Below are 15,288 nucleotides of genomic sequence, written 5' to 3'. Positions count from 1 at the left end.
AAACGCGGGAGTAGAATGTTGCAGAATTCGCTGGCATAAACCGCTCTTTGCATGATCAAGGGAACATGGAGACACGGTTGAATTCTGCATCGATAACTGTGAATTGATAATCACAGTCTGGATTGAAAGGTTTTAATTAAAACTTAATAGTTCACTTGAGATATTGCATAGGGCATCTAAGCCCATTCGAACGTATTTGTGCAACTTAAGAAATTTCTTGCAGGCACAAACACTGCCCTGAGTGAAACTGAACGGGTTGCTCCGCATCGAAAACTTTGCCCCCGCTGCTGGGGTAATGCTGCGACTTAAGATTTCGTGACCGCTTTGTAGCCCCAACAGGCGCCACGTTTAACTTAAGTAAGCAGCATTACGCCACCGGGGGCTTTTTTGCCTTTTATCATCTTAATGCGTCATTAAGGCCATCTCTTTCAAGGTCTTTTCGTTTTGGCAGCCTTGATTACCCGGTCTGTTGAAACATGCGTATGCACCGCGCTGCCTTGGACCCATGTCTTGGGCTTGGGCACCTTGGGGCCGCGGGGACTTTTCGCAACTTGTTTTGGTTGGATGTTTTTGGCCAGTTCCAACAAACGTTGGGCCAGCTTTTCCAGAGGGATGACCGGAAGATATTCCGAGGGCAGCGCAATCTGCATGCCTTCAATGCTCCAGCGACGGCGATAGAGCTGCGCGATCTGCTGTGCACTGACGCTTTCAGGCAGGTTGCTCCAGAACATCAAGCTGTTGTCACCCGAGTCCGTTGGCGAATGAAGCAAGAGCTCGACGCGCCGACATTGGTAACCACCTCTGACTTGGATGATCTGCTCACGTACAGTGCCTGTTTCCACAGCGACGGGCGCTTGCCACTCACCCTCTTGAATCAAGCGTGGGTGCTTGGCTTGCTGACGAATCACAAAGGAGGTTTGGACCTGCTCACACGCTTGCATGACCGGCAGCGTGCAGTAGAGTCGATCAGCCAGCCACACCTGGCCCGGTTCGGCATCGGCCAATAGAGGCAGCACACAAACACGCTCGCTTGCATAGGCATCCTCACACGCCTGAAGGTCGATGACCTGATCCAGGTCGGGGTCGTAGACCACCACCGAAAAACCGGGACGAGCGGCGCCGCGCTCGTGGCGTAAAGCCCCCAGGCGCTTCTCCGTGGATGCCAAGTGATTACCGTCCACGACCCGAACCTGCCAACCCGGCAGCATCGTCGTGCAACCCAGCTCCTTGATGGTTGGAGCCAGGCGTTGTGCACAGCCGGTGACAAGGGCGCGTAACAGTGCGGGCTCGGTACGACTGATCTTGTCGTAAAGGGCTGCCAAGCTGACGGGAAGATCTTCCAGTTGCCGTACGGCGGCGTGCAGGGATGGCTTCAAGCCCAATGGAACAAGGGACATCAACTTGATGATGGTCGAGAACAGTAGCTCACGAGAATAATGCCGTTGCCGATGTTCTTCGAAGACCTGATCGACCCATTCAGGGGCAATAGCCTGCTCCAGCGCCAATTTGACCATGACGCTGGCAGGTGCTTTTTTTCGAATCGAGCTAAAACATCGGCCCACATCTTTCGGGTACCCCTGACTGAAATTTCAGAGGATTTTACCTAAGACCTTGAAAGAGATGGTCATTAAGGCAACACTCATGCCTACCATGAAACGCCACCTGCCGCATATTTCAGTCCTTCGAACATTCTTGTGCCGCATTGATCAACCTGCCTTTGTCAACCCACGCATGCCTCTGGTTAACGCTGTAGGTGGTTTGGCCGTTGACGCGAGAAAGTTCGACAAGCCCTGCTGCCGTAGTGGGGTCGATACTGCCAATAAACAGGTTGATGCTACCGCTGTTCTCCACGGTAAACGTTTTTGTGCCGCTGGTTAGCTCGTGTTTTATGCAGGCAATGTAAGCTTGAGTGCCTTTGGCCGTAACACCGTCGGCATGATTGCGATCAAGTTCTATATCCGAATGATGTGAGCAACCAGCGACCAGCAATAAAGTGTAGACAAATAAAGTTTTACCCGTTCTTCTAGCGACCATTGCTTCCATGTGTTCAATTCCTGGTTTTCGGGCACGGTGAATCCTGGCGCGCTGAAAGTTTAGCTCGTAGTTATTGATACGAGAATGTTATTGTCGAACGCGCACGAACCGTTCCAGGCAGCAGGGTTTCTCCTGTTCGCACATATCTCACTGTAAAAGGAATTATATGCACGGTCGCAAGCGAAGTGGCATTACCGCCCACAAACCATTGGTTTTGGGTGCGTGCAATTCGCGAGTCAGGTCCGTATGACACCACGTCCGCCCTGTCTGATACTCTAATTTGAAGGCCCACGCCTGCGGCCGTTGAATCTCCTGCAAGCCTCAAAAAATTGCCCCTATTATCTGGGAAGTTAGCATCGGTCATAGTTGCATGCAGGGCGACGCCCGGAGGGCAGCTAACACCAATCGTAAAACCTTGTGAGGCGGCGGTGGAACCTACGCTTTGCAAACTGCTCCTGGAAACAGTGGGTAGCACTACCTGCTGATTACGATCGGCAGCGCGTACCGCACAGGTTGCACCGGTGACGGTCACCCTGGTTGCGCTATAGGTTGCGTTGCGATTTATAGAGAATACTTCTGCACCATTGGAAGTTACGCGCCATTGCGAATTTACAACGTGCCGTCCGGGAAGCGTATAAATGCCAGGATTTAACGGCCCCGTAGCAACATACTTGACCTGATGGCGGACAAAATTAGCATCATGCGCGTTCCGAAAAACATCCTCCTCAAAGGTAATGCCAATGTCGTTTGGACCTGATAAGCGCATGTAATATCCAATATTATCAACACCGGTTGGATACACATCGTAATTTTCCCCCCCATCATTTACGATCAATCCCGATGGCGCCCGAGATGAGCTTACCCTACTCGAAACTTCAGTATTGGCGGGACACGCCCTACCGTTATATCCCACGTCGATTATGTTAGACCATTGACCTAATATTGACCCTCTATCTGTCACCCCAGACCTTACAGTCATCCACGGAACAAAAAGTGAATGCCCGCGTGCGAAAGATCCGCATGCTAACACCGAACTTGGAGCGCTAATTTCAATTGCCAGTTGCATCAAAAAAACAAACACTATTGAATTGATCGATTTTATCTTTAATGTTTTCATCATAACGCACCTATTGATGCCTCTCTGATTGCAGGCTGGCATAATGGACCTACCTCTACGCATTCACTCATTAACTTGTTTTTTGCCATCCAGTACAATCCGATCGCTCCACTCTTCAGGAAAATCCCCCAAAACTAGGCCCTATCCACGACACGGCAAATCGATCCGCGCCAGTTCCGCATTCGCATGCTCCTTCTCCCTCGGCTTGAGGTGATAAGTCATACTGCACCGACTTGACTCCTTGCCATGGGGGCTGACCCATAACCTGCCCTGGTCGCTGCCGAGGCGGGCAAATATCTGCCCGCCCTGTCCGACCACGCCCACCGTCCGACCGTCCGAGTCATAGACATTGGCCCCGAAAGGCAAAGGCTTTCCATCGGTCTGCCGGGCATTGATCAGTAATGCCCGCCCCGTGACGGTCTTGAACCGGGCCATGACCACCGAGCCACTGCGCGGCACCACTTCCTGACTGGTGCTTTGCAATTCAACATCATCGGAAAGACCCTTAGGATCGATTCCTAGGGTGTTTACCCGGTAAGGCGTCAAATACGACACGACTGCCTGGCCATTGCGATCGAGTTTCACGCCCGTGGCATTGTCCAACGTCGCACCAGCCGCATCAGGGGCATGAACGATGGCAATGGTGTCACCCAGCGGTTGACCGAAGGTAATACCGGCCGGATGGACGACCACCGAGCCACTCCCCCCCAGTGAGATCTGCTGGAAGTCGCTACCCTTACTGAGCGAAGCGCTCAGGTCAGCCGCCGACGTTCGGAGCTGGGCATTAGCGCCGGTAGTACGTGAATTCTTACCGCTGCCGGGACGATTCATGCTTGCTGAAATGCCATACCCCAGGGTTTGGTCTTCTCCGCGGGTTCCACTCAACGTACTTTGCAAGTCGGCGCTGCCATCGCTGTTGGAGGTGGCACTCGTACTCAAATGAGCGCGATTCGGAGAGCCTGCCGCGCCAAGGGGCATGGAGAAGTTGACCATGTATTGGGTGGAACTGCCCCCATACATATCCTTGGTGCGCGAGGCGCTGACACCGGCAGAGCCCCAGTTGAACGTCTGGCTATAACCTGACTGAAACTGCTTGTCACTATCCGGACTGTTCCAATAATTCTGCACCGAGGCATTGAGATAAAGGCGCGATCTATCGTTAATGCGTTGGCTGACGTTCAATTGAGCTCTGCTACGAGCATGACGAAAGGCATTCGTATGGTTGCCGCCTTTTTGCTGCAACTGGTCGCGAGCATTAAGTGCATCGCGTACACCGAAATAACCTTCAGTGGAATAGCGATACGCGGCCAACGTGAAATTGGTACCTGTGTTTTGAAGTACTTTATTGTAAGTGACCCGCGCCGATTGCCCCGCGAAGGCCTTGCTCGCCAACTCGGTTTTCGAGGCAGTAATGTCTGCACCTATAGCGCCGTATTCGCTGTTCAACACACCGCCCAGTACTGCAGCACCATAGCCCTCGGAGGCTGACATGCCGACATAGCCGGTCACCAGATTGCTAAGGCCTCGCTGGTAGGTAACCTGGGCAACCGTGGGCGTACTACCGTAAGACAGGTTGCGAGCCTGGCCAACAGTTGCCGTGTAGCGTGAAGCCCCTTCGCGCAGGGAACGACTGACCGACGAGAACGGCACGATAAACTGCTTTTCCTGCCCATCGGCTTCAGTCACTGTGACTTCCAGATCACCGCTTTGGCTGGCTGGGTTCAAATCGGTGATTTCAAAGGCTCCGGGTGCGACGGAGGTTTGCTGGATGATGAAACCATTCTGACGCACTGTGACCTGCGCATTGGTGGCGGCCACGCCACGAACAACGGGGGCATAGCCTCGTAGCGAGTCTGGCAACATACGATCGTCAGTGGCTAGCTGCACACCACGCGTCGCAACCGAATCGTACATTTCGCCATCGCTGAACACATCACCCACTGTTAATTCCGAGCCGAGGGAATCGATATCTCGCTGCGCGTAGCTGGTAACGGCCTGGTAGGCTTTGCCAGTTTCGTTGTTCCAGTTCAGCGCCGAACGCTGGCGCAAACGCCAGATGCCCAGATTGAGGCCAGCGTGGAAATTGGCATATGCAGTGCTGCCCTGACTGTTCTGACTACTGCTTCGGTAGGCGTTGGCGCTGTAATTGACGAATGCGGCGTTAACACCCCTGTCCCAACGCTGGGGGCTGACATAACCACGTGGACGGTTGAGCATTGCGACTTGCGGTACGCTTAACTCAAGACGCTGATCGGCACTGTCGTAGCGATAGGTTGCATTGGCGACGCGGCTGAACAGATCCTGAGAGGTGGCGTCAGTACCTGCGCTCGCTTGTAATTTGTCGGTATCGACCCCGAGTTGATCCAGCAGCTCCAGTGACAGCTCGGGCTTGGCCTGGTGTGGTGTCTCGCCAGGAATAAATGCGATATCGAAGCGCCCAGCAGGCGTGCCGTTGATACTCAGGTCAACACTGTAGGTGCCTGTTTCGACCGGACTTCCACGACTGTAGCGCTCGACATCAAGCAAACCGGAGCTCGCACCCATCAACATCTTGCTGTCAAAATTGGCGAATTCGCTTTCGGTGCTGTCGAGTGCTTCCGCTCGAACAAAGGAGCTCAGGACAAAGCTGCCCATCAGGGTCGCAACCGCCAACGATTTCAAACAAAAAACATTAACGCATCGAGCACCACTGCTAGTGTTCCCACGCCCGTAGTTGTTACGCACACTTCGCACTCGGGATTTCAGTCTTATTAACATCAACACCCCCGAGGACTTTTTATTACGCCATCGAGAAAACCGCACAAAGACAAATGCCTCGATAAATTAATTGGAATTACTTTCGAACTTGCAGACTATGAGCGTTTACGCGAAGCAACAGGCTAATGATAAGAGTGAGATACTTAGCGGATCAAATGTAACCATTGAGAGGTTCCACTAGAACAAAATAGGGAACTCAAGTTTACTGATGCCGCCATAATCATTTATTACGCCACCTTCAATCCGGCTGCTACCCGATGGGGAATAGGCGCCTTTGAGTGGCAACGTTTTGTGCTCGCCCGGCGCGAACATGCTGTTTTCCAAGTTCAAATCAGCACTGGCGTCGCCCACTTTGATTGTGCTCCATGTCAGAAAATATGGCGTGGCATTAGCCCCTTCGAGGGCCCAACCGCCAACGTTTTTCTTCAGCCGCCATTGCATTTTCCCGGCAGCCTGTTCCATATCTTCCTTTAAACCGACCGGCCGATAAAACAGCTTGATCCGGTTGCGAAAGACTATGTTGAGTTTGTTTTGCCCATCCTCGGCAGAAGGTGGAACTTCCAGTACGTTCAACCAGAATAATGATTCCTTATCCTGCGGCAGCATTTGCTGGGCAGTCAGGCGTATCCGCAGGGTCTGCCCCTGACCTGCATTGACCCGGGCAATAGGAGGGGTCAGGATGAATGGCGCCGTGGAAGTATCCGGCGTGCTGCGCTTATCACCATCATCAACCCAGGACTGAACCAGAAGAGGAGCCTGTCCGCCATTATCGAGCTTGACACTGACTTCCTTCTGGTCGGAGGAATAGATCACCCGGGTACCGCTGATCACAATGGCAGCCTGGACCTGTGTAATATAAAGGCTAGCCAGCAGGGGCAATCCAGAAAGCAACCACCGAGAAGACTTGAGGGGGCGCATCGCTTATCTCCTAGCATATGTAAATATTAGCTGGTAGCCGGTGGGCCATGGGGGCCACCGGCATATGGCTTAGAAATAGGCGATGGAGTAGGTTACGTTGGAACGCACGGTGCCCGCGGCAACCGCTCCAGCGGTTCTAAGGTATTTGACGGTATAAGGCAGAGAAACGCTGCCCCCAGCTATGTTTCGGGTAGAGCTGACGGGGGCGTCACCAAGCTTAAGCGCAGTGGTACTGCCCCGCGGGTAGATCGCTAGATCAACACCAGTTGCAGTGCCAGTGTTGGACAAGTGCCCGTTTGCATTGACGTTAGCGCCCGACTCGAAATTTACCGCCACACCCTGAGTAAGGCCATTAGCAACCGTACAGCTGCTCAGATTGACGTTGAAGTCAGTGCTGCCGGCGGTCTTGCCAGCGGCATCCAGATCAGCCACTTTGCCAGCCTGCATGTTTACAGTGGCAGTAGCACCAGCGGCGGCACCGCCACCGGTGACGGTGATGGTGCAGGTAGTAGCCGTGATTGAACCGGAGAAGCTGATGGTGCCATCTGATGCTTGGGCCGGCAAAACAATTGCAGCACTCAAAACAGTAGTGACGGCAGTAGTTATCAGTGTTTTTAATTTCATGGATTGACCATATATAAGATTAATCGGCAGACATGCTTTGACACCCAATCTAATGCGTGCCCCAAAACAGAAAAATAAACATCTTTTTTAAGCCTTGTCTTGAGCATTCGTCAGCGAATCACTCACCATAAAACCATGGCAAGTCAAGATATCGGCAACTCCCTTTACCAAAGCCAGGACATATAGTTTTCTGTTTGGAAGCGACAGGTTCAGTTTCTAGGAGAGCAGTGCTGGCGTCTGCAAGAAAAGTCTTAAGCTGCACGGATTGGCATGGGAGTGAGATGCTTGATCTACACGGTCGCGCCTTGCGCGCGGCCTAAAGCGCGGCGCTTTAGACTTTATCGGATGGTCAGAACACGAAAGCTCAGCCATCCGTGAGGACGTGCGCCCAAGTCAGATCAACTTGTTGCGCCGGGCGAGGTCAGCAAGATCGACCACAGACTTGACACCCAGCTTGTCAATCAAGCGGGCTTTATAGCAGCTGACCGTCTTGCTGCTGAGCATGAGGTTTTCAGCAATCGCCTTGTTACTCATGCCTCTTGAAAGCTGCTGCAACACCGAAAGCTCGCGATCAGAGAGCATGCCGATCATTTCCATCTCACCCACCAGCATGTCGCTTTTACGGGTAGAAACGTTGACTTCGTCAGGGTAATAAATTTCCCCTTTCATGACCGACTTGATAGCTTCGGAAACAGCGCCCAAGTCATCCGTCTTTGTTATAAATCCTGACGCCCCCGCCTTGATACAGCGCTGCGCGTAGTATTCCGACGCTAACGAGGTAAGGATAATAACTCTCGCTGGCAACTCGAGCCTTTTGATCCGGTCGATGACCGCAATTCCATCGAGCTTGGGCATCGTCACATCAAGGACGACAATATGTGGATTGTGCTGGCGAACAAGACTGATGGCGTCTACACCGTTTTCCGCCTCAGCCACCACTTCATGCCCCGCCTGGATCACCACTGCACGCAACGCCAACCTAATAAGCGGATGGTCATCTACCACAAGAATTTTGTACGCCACGTCGCTAACCCTTGCTTTCTATAAGGTGATAGGGAGTGTACCATGGAGGCATTGAGATATCAGCCGCTTTAACACGGGCGCTTATCAGTATCTATAAAAGCAAACGTCTGGCAGCGGGCATCAGCAAGGAAAAAGTATGAAGTATGTTTGGATATTAATTTTTTCCTGCGCCGTATTCAATTATGCCTCAGCCAACAACAACCCGATTGTATTGAAAGTTATTGGTCGCTCGGTTATTGACTCTGATAAGTTCTCTCTCAACCAAAGTGACACCCAGTGGTTAGCGAAAAAAGCCACCTTGCGCATTGGCATATCCGATCCTGACTACCCTCCTCTCGATATCACTACCCATACAAAAGAATTCGAGGGTATAACCGCCGACTATTCCGCGCTACTTGGGCAGCTTCTCAAGGTCCGGGTCGAGATAGTCAGCTTTCCAGACCGCACCACACTGATTGAGGCGCTCAAGCGCCGCGACATTGACCTGATCGGATCGGCCAACGCCTATGAAGCAGCGGATCCGCAGCTTATGCTCTCGGCGACTTACATGCTCGACCAACCCACTATCATCACGCGTATTGAAGATGATGGCGCAACTGACGAGAGTCTGGCTGGCAAAAAAATTGCGATGCTTTACCATTACCTGCCTTTAGCGACCGTGCAGGGTTTTTATCCCCAAGCGCAGATCGTGCTCTACCCCTCCATACTCAATGCCATCGGTGCGGTCGCGTTCGGCGATGCTGACGTATATTTGGGCGATACGGTTACTGCCAATTACCTGATCAATAAAAGTTACCTGAGCACTGTTCAGATGACTGACTTCTCAAGGCTGGAAGCCAACAACTTCTCTTTTGCGCTGCTGCGTTCAAACGCGCAACTTAAACGCGTAGTTGACCAGGCGCTTGAAGCCATTCCCTCCAGCGAACGCATCGCCATAGTCCAGCGCTGGCAAGCAGGCGGTGTCAGTATTTCGGGGCGCAACTCGATCAAGTTCAGTGTTGAAGAACAAGAATGGCTGACACAGCATGGCCAGTTGAAAGTTTTGTTCAACGAAGACTACTTGCCCTTCTCCTTCGTCGATGAATATGGTCATTCCAAGGGATTGACAGTTGATGTACTGAAGAAGATCAGCCAGAGAACCGGCCTGCGCTTTGAAACTGGCCGCGGATCCTCGGTCAACCAAATGATTTCCGAACTCAACGCCGGCAGGTTCGATATTGTCGCTTCGCTGACACAAAGCCCAGACCGGGAAAAGCTGGTCAACTTCAGTCGCCCGTACCTGGCTACACCGCTGGTGCTTGTGACACGCGCCAGATCTGACGCGCCTCATAACCTTGAAGAGCTGGCAGGCAAGAAACTGGCCGTGGTCTATGGCAACGTCAACTTGTCGCTGCTTGCACGTAAATATCCGCACGTACAGCTTGTGCCAGCCAACAATCTAAATGAAGCATTCGCCATGGTCGTTCAAGGAAAAGCGGATGCAACCCTCAGTTCGTTGATCAGTGCGCGCTACATCATCGCCAGGACCTACCCGGACGCACTCAAGATAGCCTCGACCACCGGCACCAAAGCAGGCCAGGTCGCCTTCGCTGTCAGCAAAGAAGCCCCCGAGCTGTTGTCGATACTCAATAAATCATTGCTGAGTATCTCACCCGAGGAAATGGATGAGATCACCAATCGGTGGCGCCGCGCAGTTGTCGTCGAAGACAGCTACTGGACCCGACACCGTGAAACCATCTATCAAGGCCTGGTTGTAGCTGTATTGCTATTGTTGGGCATATTAGTGTGGATCACTTCGTTGAAGCGCGAAGTGTCCAAGCGCAAACTCGCCGAGCGCGCACTCAACGACAAACTCGAGTTCGAGCGAGTGTTACTCAATGGCACCCCGCACCCGATCTATGCCAGGGACCGCGATGCGCGCTTGTTACTGTGCAACAAAGCCTACCTCGATACCTTCAGCGTCAGCGACGGCGCGCCCCTCGAGGGCACGACCGTCGAACAAAGCCTGCTACTCGATCCAGCCCAGGCCGCTGAATACAATAAAAGCTTTTTTGAAGTGATGGCCTCTGGCGAGCCAAGATTCGAAGATCGCCTGCTCAGACTTCCCTGTGGCGAGACACTCACGATCTATCACTGGATGCTGCCCTATCGAGCAAGCGATGGTGCCGTCAAAGGGCTGATTGGTGGTTGGCTCGATGTGAGTGAACGCCAGGACCTGATCCAACAATTGCACGCTGCCAAGAATGACGCCGATAACGCCAGCCGGGCGAAAACGACCTTCCTTGCCACCATGAGCCATGAAATCCGCACACCTCTGAATGCGGTGATTGGGATGCTGGAAATGGCGTCAAAAACCGCCGAGCAAGGCCAATTTGACCGGGCAGCCATCGATGTCGCCTCGGAAGCCGCACAAGGGCTGCTCGATCTGATCGGCGACATACTTGATATCGCGCGCATTGAGGCGGGACAACTCAGCCTGACCCCTCAGCCGGCAAACCTGCGCGACCTGCTGATGTCGATCGTGCGTATTTTCGATGGCCCGGCAACACAGAAATCACTGCAGCTGGTCACTCATATCGACCCTTCGGTCGACCAGCCTGTACTCATCGACCCCGCGAGCTTCAAGCAAGTGTTGGCCAACCTGCTGAGCAACGCAATCAAGTTCACCGCCCAAGGCTCGGTCAACCTTTCGGCAAGCGCGACCCTTCATCCCACAGAACGAACCTTGAGCCTGGAAGTCAAGGTCGAGGACAGCGGCATTGGTATTTCTGTCGCCGACCAACAACGCCTGTTCAGGCCTTTCTCCCAGGTTAAGAACGCTCAACAGCTGTCTGACAGCGGCTCGGGTCTTGGCCTGGTCATCAGTCGGGCATTGGTAGAAATGATGGGGGGAACACTCAAGCTGATCAGCCAGGAGGGTGTGGGTACCCTGATCACAGTCAGGATCGATCTGCCGCTTCAGAACGCTCTCCATGTCGAGGCTTTGGCCTCGCAACAGCAGACGCCAGAAGTACTGGCTGCCGATTGCCCGCTGAACATCCTGATTGTCGATGACTACATGGCCAATCGTATCCTGCTTATCCGCCAACTGAGCTACCTGGGCCATCATGTCAGCGAAGCCTGCGATGGTGTCGAAGCACTGAAGCTATGGCACGAAGCTCCCTTCGATGTGATCATCACCGACTGCAATATGCCCAACATGGACGGGTATGAACTGGCACGAAACATACGTCAGCAGGAACAGCAAAGAAACGAACCTGGCTGCCTCCTGCTGGGCTTCACTGCCAACGCAGTACCTGAGGAACGGCAAAATTGCCTGGATGCCGGGATGGATGACTGCCTGTTCAAACCCATTAGCCTGAGCACCTTGAGCAACAGATTGCTGGCGCTCTGCAACGAGTATAACGATGGGTTCAATGATGGCGAATTGTCAGGTGATCAACTTCACGCCCACCTGATGCGCTTGGCTGTTGCAGACGAGACGGCGATGCAAGCCCTCTGGTCAGAGTTGGAGCGCAGTACCGCGAACAACCTGCTTGAACTGCAAAAGTTACTCGATCAACGTGACACCAACGGAATAGCCAAGCTCGCCCATCAGATCAAGGGCAGTGCACTGATACTGAAATATGAAGCGCTCAATATCAGTTGCACCAATATGGAAATAGCCTGCCGAGACAATGTGGGTACTGAGGCGCTGAAGGCCGCGGCAGATGCAATCGCCAGCTGCATGCAAAGCCTGTTGATCCTGCTACAGGAGGAAAAGGCGCCAACCACAGATCAATAGAAGCGGGCTTGCGCCGAGAGGAGGCCCAGACAGCCTGCTTATCGCCCAACTATGCAAAAAGCCCCTGCGCTATTTCCCACGGAGTATCATGCACCAGGGCATAGGCCTTGCGGTCTCCAATAAGCTGTGCAGCGCATTGATGTGCTTGAGCGAGAACTGCAGGACGGTGCCGCACGTTGTGACCATCACTTGCCAGTACGTGCACGACTCCTTGCTCCAGCAAGTCACGGGCAACTGACTGAACCTGCTGACCAAAATACCCTGTCAGGGAGGCTCCGGTCACCTGCAACAAACACCCTCGTGCAACAAACGGCCTGAGCTTCGCCGGATTTCGCATCACAGCCTTGTTGCGTTCAGGGTGCGCGATCATCGCAACGATGCCATGAGCCAACAGCCAATCGATCAGATGCTCTGCGGCATACGGGATTTGTCCATGGGGAAACTCAAGCAGGACCACCCTCCTACCTTCCCACTCTCCCATAAAGGGCAATGATTGCGACTCAATTGCTGCCGGCAGGTGGTCGCCGAATCGTACTTCTGCGGCAGCGGCAATGCGCAAGGCAATGTCGGCTTCAAACAGTGCAACTTTCATTCGGGCACACGCGGCTTGAATTCCTGAGACGCTGTTGTCGTGGCGGCCGGGGTGCATATGAGGTGTGCATACGATTGTTTTTATACCGTCTGCCACCGCCATGCGCGCCAGATCCAGCGCGCCTTCAAGGTCAATCGAGCCATCATCCAGACCCGGGAGCATGTGATTATGTAGGTCGATCATCAGGTGGGACTGTCGCTATAGCTGTAGTAGTCGTAGTAACCGTCGTAACGGCCACCCTTGGAACCCGCTGCCGTAACATCGACCTGGTTGAGCACAATGCCTTTGACCGGTGCATTGCCTTGTAACAACTGGCCAATTCCTTTGTGGACGAGAGGTACCGCGGTCGCATCGGACTTGACGACATAGAGTACAAAGTCCGCCAGTGTGGACATCAACAGCGCATCGCTGACGGCGAGGCATGGCGGAGTATCAATAACAATGCGTTGATAGCGTTCACTCAGTTGTTCCAGTAGCTGGGAAAACAAGGGAGACGCCAGCAGCTCCTGCGGGTTAGGTGGCACGGTGCCCGCTGCCAATACATCCACCCCGTCAGCCTGCTGAATGCAATCGTCCAGAGAAGCAGTGCCGGCGAGCAAGTTAGCCAGCCCCGGCGAACCAATGGGCAACTGAAAATGCTTCGCTAGCATGGGACGGCGCAAGTCTGCATCAATCAGCAATACTTTCTCCATCTGCCCCAGGGCGCATGCAAGGTTAGTAGACACAGTAGTCTTGCCTTCGCCAGGTATGGATGACGTGACCAGTAGAACCTTGTGCGGTTGCTTGAGATCGCCAAGCACGATGCCGGTACGCATTGTCCGGATAGACTCGCTGAAGCGCCGATCCAGCTCTCGACTGTAAAGTTGCCACAACTCGCAGCCAAGCTTTGTGGACAACCGCGGAGCAACGCCGAGTACCGGGATGTTCAACTGCTCTTCGACCTGATCCGCACTTTTGAAGGTGTTGTTCAATGCCTCGAACAAGAGTGTTAATGCGGCCGCCAGGATGAGGCACAACATTGCGGTGAGGGTCACGACCAGGACTTTACGTTGCCCCACTGGCATCGTCGGTACGATCGCTGGGTCAACGATACGCACGCTGACGATATCCAGGTCGGAAGTGGCCGCAGTTTCCTTCAAACGATTGGCGAAGGCGTTATACAGCGAGCGATTGGCGTCCACCTCACTCTTTAGCTCACGCAATTTGAATTCCTTGCGAGAGACGCTCTGTTGCTGTGACTGAACGCGGTTGAATGACGCTTGCAGGGTCTTTTGGTTGGCAACCGCAAGCTGGTAGTTACGCTCGATACCTGCTACCACTTGCACGATCTGCCCGTGCAGGTTGGCGGAGGCTGTATACAATTCGGCGCGCACAGCTTCCATCTGCGGATGTTGCGCTCCGTAGCGCTTGGAACGCTCCTCAACCTTGGCCCGCGCCTTGGTCTCATCTGCCTTGAGTTGCTGAATCAGTGGATGACCGAGCACTGCCGGAACAGCTGCCAGCTTTTCCCAGTTGCCACGATTGGCCTGAACCTGGCGATATTGGCTTTCGGCTTCCGCATACTTGAGCCGGGCATCGATCAACCGGTCACCGGTGCGCGCCAGTTCCGTCGCGCTGATCGTCGACACACCACCTACATCGACCAAATTCTCCACCTCCCGATAACGCTGCAGACGTTCTTCCGAGACTTTGAGTTGCTCGCGTAGGCTCACCAACCGGCCATTCATCCAGGCGCTGGCCCCGGCAGAGACCTCTACAGCCGCCTCCATTTGGCTCTCGATCAATTCCTTGGCCAAGGCGTTGGCAGCTTTTGCCGCCATGTGCGGATCGCTCATTTCGACCTGCACCTTCACCAGCGTGCTGTTGCCTTTGCGTATAACCTTGATGCGAGTCATGAATGCCCGCGTCACTTCATCAAACCGAAGTACCTCAAGCTCTTCAGGTGTCGGTGGCTCAAGCGCTGCTCCGCTCGGAACAAGTTTGCGAATGTCGAGCGCACTGAGCAGTTTCTTCAGAAAGGCAAATGTCCCCTCCTGTTCCTTCGCGACAAACTCGGGATGGGCGACCAGGTTCAGTTGACGAACCACGCGTTCGGCCAAAGCCCGGGACCTGAAGAGTTCAAGTTGGGTGGGCAGGTATTCGCTACTTACGGTATCCCTGCTGTAAACATGTTCGATAGAGCCAACCGATGAAGGCTTACCCTCGATCAGAACGGTTGTCTCAGCCCTATAGGTCGGTGTAACCGTCAATAGGGAAAGGCCGACTAACAGGCTGGGCAGCATCGTAAAACCAACAATGGCCCACTTACGCCGCCAGAGGGCTTTCCAGAGCTTGAATAGATCAATCTCATCAGATATTTCAAGACCCGAGGGATTCGGCTTGCGTGAAAGAACGTTACTTTGCATATAAATCTCACCTTGAAATTTTTTTAATACTGAG

10 protein-coding genes are annotated in these 15,288 nt (G+C 53.5%); 1 reads left to right on the top strand and 9 read right to left on the bottom strand.

The features are described from left to right. Positions 1-428: 428 nt before the first annotated feature. From KW846_RS28665 to KW846_RS28635, 7 genes are all read right to left on the bottom strand, one after another. Complete coding sequence (locus KW846_RS28665; protein WP_218486319.1) at positions 429-1,514, bottom strand: IS4 family transposase; 1,086 nt, start codon at positions 1,512-1,514, stop codon at positions 429-431. Between the two features lie 160 nt (positions 1,515-1,674). After that, positions 1,675-2,043 (bottom strand): hypothetical protein, encoded by a 369-nt coding sequence (locus KW846_RS28660; protein WP_218486318.1) that lies wholly within the window; start codon positions 2,041-2,043, stop codon positions 1,675-1,677. Positions 2,044-2,104: 61 nt separating this feature from the next. Beyond that, positions 2,105-3,151, bottom strand: a complete 1,047-nt coding sequence (locus tag KW846_RS28655; RefSeq protein ID WP_218486317.1) for a fimbrial protein — start codon at positions 3,149-3,151, stop codon at positions 2,105-2,107. Positions 3,152-3,292: 141 nt separating this feature from the next. Further along, the gene (locus tag KW846_RS28650) at positions 3,293-5,812 is read right to left on the bottom strand and encodes a fimbria/pilus outer membrane usher protein (protein ID WP_218486316.1); all 2,520 of its coding nucleotides are present in this window, start codon (positions 5,810-5,812) and stop codon (positions 3,293-3,295) included. Between the two features lie 273 nt (positions 5,813-6,085). Continuing rightward, on the bottom strand, positions 6,086-6,826 hold the full coding sequence (locus tag KW846_RS28645) for a molecular chaperone (protein WP_218486315.1): 741 nt from the start codon (positions 6,824-6,826) through the stop codon (positions 6,086-6,088). Positions 6,827-6,895: 69 nt separating this feature from the next. Then, complete coding sequence (locus tag KW846_RS28640; RefSeq protein WP_218486314.1) at positions 6,896-7,450, bottom strand: fimbrial protein; 555 nt, start codon at positions 7,448-7,450, stop codon at positions 6,896-6,898. Positions 7,451-7,843: 393 nt separating this feature from the next. Continuing rightward, a complete protein-coding gene (locus KW846_RS28635; protein ID WP_218486313.1) occupies positions 7,844-8,473 on the bottom strand; it encodes a response regulator transcription factor in 630 nt (209 codons plus the stop codon). A 136-nt stretch (positions 8,474-8,609) separates the two neighbouring features. Between KW846_RS28635 and KW846_RS28630 the strand changes: the two genes are divergently transcribed. Next, positions 8,610-12,257, top strand: coding sequence for a transporter substrate-binding domain-containing protein (locus KW846_RS28630; RefSeq protein WP_218486312.1), 3,648 nt, complete (start codon positions 8,610-8,612; stop codon positions 12,255-12,257). Between the two features lie 49 nt (positions 12,258-12,306). Here KW846_RS28630 and KW846_RS28625 read toward each other — a convergent pair whose 3' ends face one another. Beyond that, complete coding sequence (locus tag KW846_RS28625; RefSeq protein WP_218486311.1) at positions 12,307-13,032, bottom strand: tyrosine-protein phosphatase; 726 nt, start codon at positions 13,030-13,032, stop codon at positions 12,307-12,309. Continuing rightward, on the bottom strand, positions 13,032-15,254 hold the full coding sequence (locus KW846_RS28620) for a polysaccharide biosynthesis tyrosine autokinase (RefSeq protein ID WP_218486310.1): 2,223 nt from the start codon (positions 15,252-15,254) through the stop codon (positions 13,032-13,034). Before KW846_RS28620 ends, KW846_RS28625 begins: the two co-directional genes overlap by 1 nt. Between the last annotated feature and the right edge of the window lie 34 nt (positions 15,255-15,288).

This window comes from Pseudomonas sp. PDM32 (genome assembly GCF_019219225.1).
In the GTDB taxonomy this organism is placed as follows: domain Bacteria; phylum Pseudomonadota; class Gammaproteobacteria; order Pseudomonadales; family Pseudomonadaceae; genus Aquipseudomonas; species Aquipseudomonas laurylsulfatiphila.
This window is presented reverse-complemented; position numbering and strand designations above follow the sequence as displayed.

What these genes read in the sequence shown, in the direction of transcription:
- KW846_RS28655 (WP_218486317.1), bottom strand. Translation starts at nt 3,151, where the DNA reads ATGAAAACATTAAAGATAAAATCGATCAATTCAATAGTGTTTGTTTTT.
- KW846_RS28660 (WP_218486318.1), bottom strand. Translation starts at nt 2,043, where the DNA reads ATGGAAGCAATGGTCGCTAGAAGAACGGGTAAAACTTTATTTGTCTAC.
- KW846_RS28665 (WP_218486319.1), bottom strand. Translation starts at nt 1,514, where the DNA reads ATGGTCAAATTGGCGCTGGAGCAGGCTATTGCCCCTGAATGGGTCGAT.
- KW846_RS28620 (WP_218486310.1), bottom strand. Translation starts at nt 15,254, where the DNA reads ATGCAAAGTAACGTTCTTTCACGCAAGCCGAATCCCTCGGGTCTTGAA.
- KW846_RS28640 (WP_218486314.1), bottom strand. Translation starts at nt 7,450, where the DNA reads ATGAAATTAAAAACACTGATAACTACTGCCGTCACTACTGTTTTGAGT.
- KW846_RS28625 (WP_218486311.1), bottom strand. Translation starts at nt 13,032, where the DNA reads ATGATCGACCTACATAATCACATGCTCCCGGGTCTGGATGATGGCTCG.
- KW846_RS28630 (WP_218486312.1), top strand. Translation starts at nt 8,610, where the DNA reads ATGAAGTATGTTTGGATATTAATTTTTTCCTGCGCCGTATTCAATTAT.
- KW846_RS28645 (WP_218486315.1), bottom strand. Translation starts at nt 6,826, where the DNA reads ATGCGCCCCCTCAAGTCTTCTCGGTGGTTGCTTTCTGGATTGCCCCTG.